Annotated in this window: 7 protein-coding genes; 1 reads left to right on the top strand and 6 read right to left on the bottom strand. The window is 60.0% G+C overall.

All coding sequences use genetic code 11. From position 1 onward, the window contains the following. Positions 1-79: 79 nt before the first annotated feature. The 3 genes from JO015_00415 to JO015_00405 all read right to left on the bottom strand — a co-directional run bounded on the left by JO015_00415 (position 80) and on the right by JO015_00405 (position 2,178). A complete protein-coding gene (locus JO015_00415; GenBank protein MBV9997554.1) occupies positions 80-673 on the bottom strand; it encodes a winged helix-turn-helix transcriptional regulator in 594 nt (197 codons plus the stop codon). Between the two features lie 247 nt (positions 674-920). Next, a complete protein-coding gene (locus JO015_00410) occupies positions 921-1,454 on the bottom strand; it encodes an NUDIX domain-containing protein (protein ID MBV9997553.1) in 534 nt (177 codons plus the stop codon). A gap of 70 nt (positions 1,455-1,524) precedes the next feature. Then, a complete protein-coding gene (locus JO015_00405; protein MBV9997552.1) occupies positions 1,525-2,178 on the bottom strand; it encodes a hypothetical protein in 654 nt (217 codons plus the stop codon). Between the two features lie 297 nt (positions 2,179-2,475). Between JO015_00405 and JO015_00400 the strand changes: the two genes are divergently transcribed. Continuing rightward, entirely contained in the window at positions 2,476-3,993 is a 1,518-nt protein-coding gene (locus tag JO015_00400) for a CoA-acylating methylmalonate-semialdehyde dehydrogenase (protein ID MBV9997551.1), read from the top strand. Positions 3,994-4,226: 233 nt separating this feature from the next. On the opposite strand, the gene JO015_00395 is transcribed toward JO015_00400, so the two are convergent. From JO015_00395 to JO015_00385, 3 genes are all read right to left on the bottom strand, one after another. Next, positions 4,227-5,045, bottom strand: coding sequence for a carbohydrate ABC transporter permease (locus JO015_00395; protein ID MBV9997550.1), 819 nt, complete (start codon positions 5,043-5,045; stop codon positions 4,227-4,229). A 16-nt stretch (positions 5,046-5,061) separates the two neighbouring features. Further along, positions 5,062-5,997, bottom strand: a complete 936-nt coding sequence (locus tag JO015_00390; GenBank protein ID MBV9997549.1) for a sugar ABC transporter permease — start codon at positions 5,995-5,997, stop codon at positions 5,062-5,064. Between the two features lie 112 nt (positions 5,998-6,109). Beyond that, a complete protein-coding gene (locus JO015_00385) occupies positions 6,110-7,420 on the bottom strand; it encodes a sugar ABC transporter substrate-binding protein (protein ID MBV9997548.1) in 1,311 nt (436 codons plus the stop codon). Positions 7,421-7,978: the final 558 nt, after the last annotated feature.

Below are 7,978 nucleotides of genomic sequence, written 5' to 3'. Positions count from 1 at the left end.
CGCCCAACCCGCTGTGCCCGTGGTGTGACCGTGTGAACTCTTACGTCGTGCCCGCCTTTTCGCTGTGCCCGCTGTGTGGCTATGCCGCGAGTGGCGTAAAGCGGCATTCGTAAAGGCCGGATGACGTCTTCTCCTGACGATCAAGGGGCACGCCCAGGACCCGCTCGAGCATCTCTTTTTCCAGGCGTCGCACCAGCGGAAAGGCCTCCACCAACTCCGCAATCGGGCAATGGTAATCAATCAAGGCCAGGTCCGGTTCCGGGTTTGCTTCGGACAGGAACCCTTCCGCTTCCCGCAATTTCGCCACGGCCGCCACCCGGCTGGGGAGGTCAGTGCCCATGAGGTTTTTAACGTACATTTCGGCCTTGATCGTAAACAGCGCGAACAGCAATTTCTCTGGGGCACTCGGCCCGTAGAGGCGTTTCGAAGCTTCCAGCAATTCGATCGTTATCGTCTGGCCCGTTTGCGGGAAGTAGGATTGTGCCTTGCGCGTCAGCCGGTAAACCAATTCCGGGCGGCCGACGCCCTTGGGACGCCGCCAGGTATCGACCACGCCCTGACGCTCAAGTTCCTCGCAGTGCTGCTTTACTCCCATATAACTGAGGTGCATGCGTTCCGTAAGCTCGGCGATCGAAAGACCCTGCGTGCGCTTCAGCGCATGAATGATTTTCAAACGCTTCGCTTTGCCTACTTCGCTGACTCGCCTGGTTGTTTTCGCCATTTCTAGCCGGAACGCTTGATCGAAAAGCGGGGTGCAAGATGTAACCTCCCCCGCGCCGGCATGCTACTGTAAAATTGGCCGCGACGCACGCTTTAGACGGGTCCCGGCAGCGAATCGCGCGTCAAATTTGTCGCGCCTCAGGACAGGCCAAAAATGCAGGGTAATTCGTACCCAGTATAGCGAGCGGATGGGCCTGCGCCTACGGCGAACTTTTCAGACCGTCACGGTATTTGGCGACGGCCCGTTGCATGGACGTAAACGCAAGCTCCTCGAGGTCGAGCGTCCTTACGTCGCGCCAGGCAACCTCGCCCACTTCGGCCTCGTCAATCTTAAAGTTTTCCTGGCGGACATGGACCACGAAAAAGGTGTCGGCTACCGGGTACTTGACGTTGTGAAAAACGTACTCGTTGGCAAAAGAGGCGTGGTAAATCAGCTCACTCACCTCAACGCCCAGTTCCTCCCGTACTTCGCGTACCAACGCCTCCTCCACGGATTCGCCCTGATCGACAAACCCACCCACCAGGGCCAACCGGCCTTTCTTTGGTTCTTTGGCTCGTTTGATGAAGCAGATCTCGCCCGGCCGCCGTTCGGAGAGGATCAACCCGGCCGCAGCGGCAGCCGGGTTAAGGTAAAAATGGAACCCGCAGGCCGGGCATTCAAAACGATTCGTCTTGCGCTTGAGCTCCGCGCTACCGCACTTCGGGCAATGATGAAAATGTTCCGCCAACCACATACCGCATTAAATGCCACGAGCCGAAGCATGCCACAAACGCCACCGGCCGAAGAATGCTGACGGAACGCCTTCAAGTCCGGGCGAACCGGAACGTGTAATGAATGGTCTGCGGCAGCTTCGGGCTCATGACCAGGACCTCCATTTCCAGGGTCTTACCGCCGTCACTCAGGATGTACCGGTTAATCCGCTCGCCGTCTGCCCCCACAAAGCGTTGTTCCAGCACTCCACGAGGTGAAAGTCGCAGGCTGACGTCATACTGTTCCTGGTGGTTGCGCCGCCACCGGATCGGTGTGCCGTCGAGCCGGTGATTCCAGGTCGGCCATTGATCGGTGCCGATCGCGACGGTTCGAGCGTCAATGACTTGAATGTGCACCGACGTGCAAGGCGGGTTCACGGCGTTGAGACGGTTGCGCGTCACCCCGCGCACAAACCAGTTAATCCGCTTCACGGTACCATCGATGGCGAGAATCGTACTGTCGGAGCGTTCCGGAATCACGTAATAACTGCCGTTGTAACGCGTCAAAACCTGCGGCACCTGGGCGGGCGGGGGTGGGACCGGAGAAGGCCGGACCACACGAGCCGGCTGAACCGCTCTGGGCGGTTGGTTCATGCCGGCCGGAATCGCGGGCTCGGGCACAGCGCCTTGTCCGCACGCGACGGTGACGCCGCCGAGCACGGCACACCACCAGACGATGCCATAACGGAAGAATGCCAAGAATGCCACGAGCGAAAAATGCCACAAATGACGGAGAGCAAAATCGAAAGAATGCCATCCGCAGGAACTGCCCCTTACCGCGCCTGGCGCATTACTCGTCTATGGCTATGAATTCCGTTTCCTTTCTCGCGCTGGCAGGGCGATCGCGATCCATTCGCCGGATGGTCCGGCCCTGCCCTCCGTCATCGATGGCCTTTCCTTGAACGCACGCAAGTGCTGCGAGTGAAAAAAATGCCACGAGCCAGGGACCGCGATTTGTGGCATTTTTCCAGTTGCGGCATTTGTGGCATTATCTCCCGTCCCGCCATGAACTCGAGTCAAGACCCCGACCTTTCCTCCCTTCCTGCCATACCGTTGTGGGTCAACAACGACACCCTGAACGGTTCTTCCAAACGTTCGGTGCCGGTTTTCAACCCGGCAACCGGTAAGCCCGACAAACGCGTCACGTTTGCTTCCGACGCCGACGTCGAGCGGGCGCTAGGGGCGGCCGCCGATGCTTTTCAGTCCTGGGCGGCCGTGCCGCCCGTAAAGCGCGCCCGGCTGCTCTTTCGCTTTAAACAACTGGTCGAGCGTGACCACGATTTACTTGCGCGTCTGATCTCTGAGGAACATGGCAAGACGGTGCCGGATGCGGCGGGCGAAGTGCTTCGCGGCCTCGAGGTGATCGAGTTCGCGTGCGGCATCCCGCAACTGCTCAAGGGCGAATACAGCCCGCAAGTGGGTTCCAGCGTCGACAGCTTCTCGTTTCGTCAACCGTTGGGCGTGGTCGTCGGTATCACCCCCTTCAACTTTCCGGTGATGGTGCCGATGTGGATGTTCCCGATCGCGATCGCCTGCGGTAACTGTTTCGTTCTGAAACCGAGCGAGCGCGATCCGGGTCCCAGCCTGCATTTGGCGCGGCTGCTCGCCGAGGCCGGGATTCCCCCCGGCGTTTTCACGGTCCTTCACGGCGACTCCGAGCTGGTCGGGCGGCTGATCGCCCACCCCACCGTGGCCGCCGTAAGCTTCGTGGGCTCAACCGTGGTTGCCGAATCCATCTACCGGCAAGCCACCTTTCACGGCAAACGGGTGCAGGCGTTAGGCGGCGCCAAGAATCACCTGGTTATCCTGCCGGATGCCGACCTTGACCAGACCGTTGACGCCCTGATCGGCTCAGCCTTCGGCTCTGCCGGGGAACGTTGCATGGCCATCTCCGTCGCGGTTCCGGTCGGAACCCAAGTAGCCAATGAACTGGTGGCCCGGCTGAAGCCCCGCGTCACGGCGCTGCGTATCGGTCCCGGCGATGAAGCCGGTTCCGAAATGGGCCCGTTAGTAACCGCCGCGCACCGGGAACGCGTCGCCTCCTACCTTGAAGTGGGAGTGAACGAAGGGGCCCGCCTGGTCGTGGACGGTCGCATTGCAGATCTGCCCGGCCAGGGTTTCTTTCTGGGCGGATCTCTCTTTGACCACGTCACCCCGGCCATGCGCGTTTATCAGGAGGAAATCTTCGGGCCCGTCTTATCGGTCGTGCGCGCGGCTAACCTCGACGAGGCGATACGGCTGGTGAATACCCACCCTTACGGAAACGGCGTCGCCCTCTTCACCCGTGATGGCGCTGCAGCCCGCCGTTTCATGCTGCAGGTCAACGTCGGCATGGTAGGGATCAATGTTCCTATCCCGGTACCAATGGCTTTTCATTCCTTCGGCGGCTGGAAACGATCCTTGTTCGGGGATCACCACGTCCATGGACCCGAGGGGGTCCGTTTCTATACGCAATTAAAAAACGTTACGGCCCGCTGGCCCGGGTCGACCGTTACCGGTGCCGAGTTCGTGATGCCGACGTGAGCTACACAGGTTTTGAAGTTGGTTGAGCGGCTCGTTGCGCGACTGAGACGGGCCGCGCGGGGGCCGGTGGCCTTGCTTGCTCCGGCCAGCCGAGCCGGTTTGCGCCCCGAAGGGCGGCAGAACCTAGCCAAGGGTTTACCCGATTGTCATCTAGTCAGGGACGAGGGGGAATGCTTTCTGCCGCCTCTTCTACTTCCGGCGGGTTCCGCCTACATCCCACGCCGGTTAGCCGGTTATTTTACAGCGCCGAAGGTCAGGCCGCGCACCAGTTGCTTCTGCGTCAGCCAGCCCATCACCAGGATCGGGGCCACCGCCAGCACGGAGGCCGCCGACAGCTTCGCCCAAAACAGCCCTTCTGGACTCGAATACGACGCGATGAATACCGTCAAGGGCGCCGCCTTGGCGCTGGTCAGGTTGATGCTCCAGAACGCCTCGTTCCAGCTTAAAATGATCAACAGCAACGCCGTCGACGACAGCCCCGGCAACGCCATCGGCCGCAGCACGTGCCACAACTCGTCCCACAGGCTCGCCCCGTCGATGCGCGCCGCTTCCAGTATCGCCGCTGGGACCTCGCAAAAATAAGTGTAACTCATCCAGACCGCGATCGGCAGGTTCATCAACGTGTAGATGAAGATCAACCCTGGCACGCTGTCCAGCAAACCTACCGTCTTGAACATCAGGTAAATGGGCACCAGCACCCCGACGGCCGGCATCATCTTGGTCGACAGCATCCACAGCAGAGTCGACTGGGTCTTGGGCGTCGGGAAGAACGACATCTTGTAGGCGGCCGGAATGGCCAACAGGAAGCAGACCAGCGTCGAGCCGAGCGAGATGTAGATGCTGTTAAGCGCAAAGGCCATGTAATTGCTGCGGGCAAAGACGTCGCGGAAACTTTCCAGCGTCGGCATGAAAATGAGGCTGGGCGAGTAAGCCCCCTGCTCGGTCTTGAACGAGGTGATCGTGATCCAGAAGATCGGAAAAAAGAGAACTACCGCCACCAGCCAGCCTAAAATGCCCCACGCCCAATTGGTCCGGGTTGTGTTCGCACTCATCGTCGCATCATTCTCCTTAGCGTCCTTTGAGGTTTTGAGCCATCATGCGCACCAGGAAGGTCGACACGATGTTGGCCAGCACCACGGCCAGGATCCCGCCTGCTGAGGCGATGCCGACGTCGAACTGCTGCAGGCCCAGCGAATAGACCAGGTAAGCCAGGTTGGTCGTCGCGTGGCCCGGGCCCCCGGAGGTCGTCGTGTAGATCTCGGCAAAGATCGACAGCAGGAAGATCGTCTCGATCATGACCACCACCCCGATCGAGCGCTGCAGGTGAGGCAAGGTGATAAACCAGAACATCTGGAAGGGGTTGGCCCCGTCGATAGCCGCCGCCTCTTTTTGTTCCGTGTCCAGCGACTTGATCGAAGTGTACAGGATCAGGAAGGCAAAGGGCAGCCATTCCCAGGCGATGATGATGATAACCGACAACAGCGGGTAGGTGCCGAACCAATCGATGGCCGGCAGGCCCACGGCGCGCAGAGCCAGAGCGATCAGGCCGTAGACCGGGTGCATGATCATGTTTTTCCAGACCAGAGCGCTGACCGTCGGCATGACGAAAAAGGGCGCGATGACCAGCAGCGTGGCAACGTTCTTGCCCCAGAAATCCTTGTCGTAGAGCACGGCCAGCAGGACCCCGAACACCACCGTGATGACCAGCACCGCGCCGATAATGATGACGGTGTTAAGGATGGCCGGGTAAAACGAAGAGTCCTCCCAAAGGAACCTGTAATTGTCGAGGCCGGCAAAGCCTTGCACATCGGGGTTGAGCAGGTTGAAGCGCCGGAACGAAAAGATGATCGTCATGGCCAGGGGCACGATCATCCAGAACAGGAGCAGCCCGACGGACGGGGCCATCAACAGCGTTTGCCACAATTTGGGCTTCTCAACCTTACCCGGCGGGGTGACCGAGGGCGCAACCGGCGGCGCCGGTGTGGCTTGCGTAGGCATGCTCATAAAAGTTTCCTAGCGAGGAACAGGATTAAGGCTGGTCCATGTCGAAAAAAGGTGCTTGAACCCAAAGGCCGGCCCGGGTCTCGGGCCGGCCGGCCTGGCCAAAGGTCAGGGGCTACTTCAAGTAGCCGGCTTGCTTCATGGCGCGCTCGGCCGCGGCCTGGCTGTCTTTCAGCGCCTGGTCGACCGACATCTTACCGGCCAGCGCCCCCGCGATGTTCTGGCCCACCACCGTACCCAAGGACTGAAACTCGGGGATGCCCACAAACTGGATGCCTATATAGGGTACCGCCTTGGCGGTGGGTTTGGTCGGATCGGCCGTCTGCATCGCCTGCAGGGTCACTTTAGCGAAAGGAGCCGCTTTCTGGTAATCCGGGTTATCGTAGGTCGACTTGCGCGTGCCCGGCGGAATGGTTGCCCAACCGGCATCGTCGGCCACCATCTTGATGTACTCCTTGGACGTGGCCCACTCCGCAAACTTTTGGGCCGCGTCCGGCTGCTTGGCCTTTACGGGAATGGCAAACACCCAGCTCCACAACCAGTGCGAGCCGTTGGGCGTTACCGCGATCGGGGCATTGGCAAAAGCCACCTTGTCGGCCACCTGCGACTGGCTCTTGTCATAAAGGGGGCCCGCCCCGCTGGTTGCGTCAATCCACAGGGCCGCCTTGCCGCTGGCAAAAAGGGTGAGGTTTTCGTTGAAGCCGTTGGCGCTGGCCCCGGGCGGCCCGTCGGCTTTCATCAGGTCAATATAAAAGGTGATCGCCTTCTTCCATTCCGGCGTGTCGATGGTCGGGTGCCATTTTTCGTCAAACCAGGTGCCCCCGAAGGTGTTGATGAGCGTATCGACGTACGCCATGTTTTCACCCCAGCCCGGCTTGCCCCGCAGCGTGATGCCATAAACGCCCGCTCCCTTATCGGTCAGCGCATCGGCCCACTTCTTGATGTCGTCGTAGGTGGGCTGCTCGGGCATCGTGAGCCCTTTGGCATCAAAAAGGTCTTTGCGGTACATCAGCATCGAACTTTCCCCGTAGAAAGGCAGCGCGTAGAGCTTGCCGTTGTAAGACAAGCCGTCGCGGATGCCTTTAAAGACGTCTTCCAGGTCGTAGTCGGCCGGGATGTTTTTAAACTCCCGGAGCCAGCCGCGCTTGGCAAAGATCGGCGTCTCGTAAAGGCCCACAAAGACCAGGTCAAACTGGCCGCTGCCCGTCGAAACGTCGGTGGTGACCCGCTGGCGCAGGATGTTTTCTTCGAGCACCACCCAGTTCAACTTGATGTCGGGGTTTGCGGCTTCGAATTTGGGCGACAGCTTTTTGAGTTCGATCATCGCAGGGTTGTTCACCGTCGCCACGGTCACGGTTTTTTGCTGCGCAAATATGCTAACTGCAGAGAGCAGCACAAGTAAGGGGGAGAACGCGAAACGCTTCATTGAATATCCTTCTTGGGGGTAGTGAGGGTAATGTACGTCGTCTTGACTTGACCGCCTTCGTAACAGGCACACACACCTTTCCCTCTCTCTTTCGCCATGACCCGTTCGAAGTCAACGCGATTCTTCAACTTACACGAGAATTAACGGCCCGTTGCGTCCCTCTCTGCAACACGGCTCATACAGGGTGCGTTCTTGTGCGCGAAGCGGTGCGGGTTTACGCCGCCGGATGCGACTTTCGGCACTTTTGGGGTCTGTCCCGAATCGATCCTGAACCGGTCCGGTGACGCGGTACGGTCCGCCAAGCCGCACGGGACGGCTTGCGATCCGGCCGGGGCAATCCGTCCATCCGGCCATCCGGCCGCCCCGGTGACCTCTCCGGTCGCCCGCGGCCGGCGTGAAAGTGCCGGCCGCGATGGTAAATCTTCACCTAACGCTGGACAGACGGGGGCGCAGCGGTTAGGAAGCAGAAAAGCTCCCCCGTTGCCGTATCACCCCCCCATCCGCTCTGTAATTAAACCGCTCTTTTAATCAGGAGGCCAGCAATACCACCATGGCATC

This window comes from Verrucomicrobiota bacterium (assembly GCA_019247695.1).
Lineage (GTDB): Bacteria > Verrucomicrobiota > Verrucomicrobiia > Chthoniobacterales > JAFAMB01 > JAFBAP01.
The sequence above is the reverse complement of the archived record's forward strand: the minus strand, read 5'-3'. Positions and strand labels throughout refer to the sequence as shown.

Excerpts from the sequence above, each read along its gene's own strand:
- JO015_00390 (MBV9997549.1), bottom strand. The coding sequence starts at position 5,997 with ATGAGCATGCCTACGCAAGCCACACCGGCGCCGCCGGTTGCGCCCTCG.
- JO015_00385 (MBV9997548.1), bottom strand. The coding sequence starts at position 7,420 with ATGAAGCGTTTCGCGTTCTCCCCCTTACTTGTGCTGCTCTCTGCAGTT.
- JO015_00400 (MBV9997551.1), top strand. The coding sequence starts at position 2,476 with ATGAACTCGAGTCAAGACCCCGACCTTTCCTCCCTTCCTGCCATACCG.
- JO015_00395 (MBV9997550.1), bottom strand. The coding sequence starts at position 5,045 with ATGAGTGCGAACACAACCCGGACCAATTGGGCGTGGGGCATTTTAGGC.
- JO015_00410 (MBV9997553.1), bottom strand. The coding sequence starts at position 1,454 with ATGTGGTTGGCGGAACATTTTCATCATTGCCCGAAGTGCGGTAGCGCG.